General features: G+C 59.4%; 3 protein-coding genes. All 3 read left to right on the top strand.

What is annotated here, in order from left to right; all coding sequences use genetic code 11:
- Window positions 1-35: 35 nt before the first annotated feature.
- From cas1 to cas4, 3 genes are read left to right on the top strand one after another with little or no spacing between them, the layout of a single operon-like run.
- Window positions 36-722, top strand: coding sequence for a CRISPR-associated endonuclease Cas1 (gene cas1, locus NZN28_RS14350; RefSeq protein ID WP_295399308.1), 687 nt, complete (start codon window positions 36-38; stop codon window positions 720-722).
- A 3-nt stretch (window positions 723-725) separates the two neighbouring features.
- On the top strand, window positions 726-1,001 hold the full coding sequence (gene cas2 / locus NZN28_RS14345) for a CRISPR-associated endonuclease Cas2 (RefSeq protein ID WP_295399306.1): 276 nt from the start codon (window positions 726-728) through the stop codon (window positions 999-1,001).
- A complete protein-coding gene (gene cas4, locus NZN28_RS14340; protein ID WP_295399304.1) occupies window positions 998-1,567 on the top strand; it encodes a CRISPR-associated protein Cas4 in 570 nt (189 codons plus the stop codon). Before cas2 ends, cas4 begins: the two co-directional genes overlap by 4 nt.
- Window positions 1,568-1,974: the final 407 nt, after the last annotated feature.

Genomic DNA, 1,974 nt, shown 5'->3' with positions numbered 1-1,974 from the left:
ATTGACCGAGCATTCTAGCCTTTCAGCCTAAGTTTATGCCCTTTTTTCACTACTTTTCACTACAGTTCAATCTCTTGTTCGGCAAGTACCGCCGCGAGGCAGACCCCGCCGCCTATGCCGCCATCGAAGAAGCCCTTCCATTGCTGCAAGCCCTCGAGGCCGAACTCGACACCTTGCAGGCGCCCCACGTGGACGCCGCCCGGGACTTCCTGCTGAGTATCGAGGGGCGCGGCGGGGTGGTGTACTGGGGGGCTGTGGCAGCCCTGCTGCCGCCCGACCTGGGCTTTCCTGGCCGTCTGGGCCGGGGTGCAACCGATCCGGTGAACGCCTGCCTCAACTACGGCTACGGGATTCTGTATGCCCAGGCGGCGGGCGCACTTTCTACGGCGGGCCTCGAGCCCTTCGCGGGCTTTCTGCACACCGACCGCCCCGGCAAACCCAGCCTGGTGCTGGATTTCGTGGAAGGATTCCGCGCAGCGGTGGTGGATCGGGCGGTCATCGCCACATTGGGGCGGGGCTGGCGGCCCGAGTTCAAGGATGGGAAGCTGGAACCCTCCTCCCGCAAACGCCTGGCCGAGGCCGTGCTGAACCGACTGGAGGCCCGGGATACCCACAAGGGCAAGCGCTTCCGCCTCAAGAGCATCATGGTGGCCCAGGCCCGCAGCCTGGCCCTGTTTCTGCGCGACGAGGGGGAGTACCCCCTCTATGTGGCCAGCTGGTGAGCCATGCTGATCCAGGATCCCCGCAAACCAGGCAAGCCAGTGTTGGTGCTCTACGACATTGGCGAAGACCGAATCCGCACCAGGGTCAGCGACGCCTGCAAGGACTATGGTCTGAATCGGATTCAGTTCAGCGCCTACAGCGGCAGGCTGACCAAAGCCGCACGGGAGGAGCTCGAGCTCCGTCTGGGTAAAATTCTGGGTGACCACAGCGGAGCCATTACGGTAATCCAGCTCGAGCAAGCCCAGTTCGAGGGGGCCTGGTCGAAGGTGAACCCATGATCACCCCGGTCGAGCTCCGCCAGTATCACTACTGCCCCCGGGTGGTGTTCTACGAGCGCTGCACCCCGGTGTACCGACGCGAGACCCTGCGAATGCAGTACGGGCGCGAGGCCCACGATGTGGAGGTGGCCCTCGAGAAGCAGCGCAGCCTTCAGCGCTATGGTTTGCATCAGGGGCAGCGCGAATTTAATGTGCACTTGCACAGCGATTCGCTTGAGGTGACGGGCACGTCCGACCTGGTTGTAACAGTTGGAGAGGAAAGCTACCCGGTGGAGTTCAAGGACAGTACCCGCGAACCCGACCTGGGGCATCGGATGCAGCTTTGCGCCTATGGCCTGCTGCTCGAAGCCACCCGTCCAACCAAAAGCCCCAGGGGCTACTGGCACAGCACCCGTACCCGCGAGACCTATGTGATAGAGTTCGATGCCAAGCTAAGAAAGCAAACTTTACAAGCCATCCGAGACATCAACGCTTTCATCAAAGCCGAGCGTTGCCCAGACCCCACCCCCCAGGTTGCAAAGTGCTTTGAGTGCGAGCTCAAAAATTTTTGCGGGGATGTCTTCTAGCCGCAAACCGTTGCATCCCGGCAAAACCTGCTTGATTTGCGAGGCTGTGCCCGACGAAATTACGGAGCTGCTTTGGCTGTTTCTGCAGACTTCGGCCACCTGGCGAAATCAGCACCGCTTTCGTAAACGAAAAAAATGGTTCGCAAACCGGAGTCTTTTGAACGTGAATTTCGATTTGCGAACCACGGTGGGTTGTAAAATGTAGTTGCGTCTAAAACACGCGAATGCACTTTGACAACCAGACTTCAAAATAACAGCATTACCGTTTTGGTCGCCCCAGCAATGCTGTCCTCGAGCGATAGAGGACTGAAAGGGAGCATGGCTGGAATGCGCTGCTGGAGGACTATCGCCCAGCAATGCTGTCCTCGAGCGATAGAGGACTGAAAGAGTTTTCAGGAATCTCTACA

This window comes from Meiothermus sp. (genome assembly GCF_025056915.1).
Taxonomy (GTDB): Bacteria; Deinococcota; Deinococci; order Deinococcales; family Thermaceae; genus Meiothermus.
Note: the sequence above shows the minus strand (reverse complement) of the source record. Positions and strands in the feature narration are given on the sequence as shown.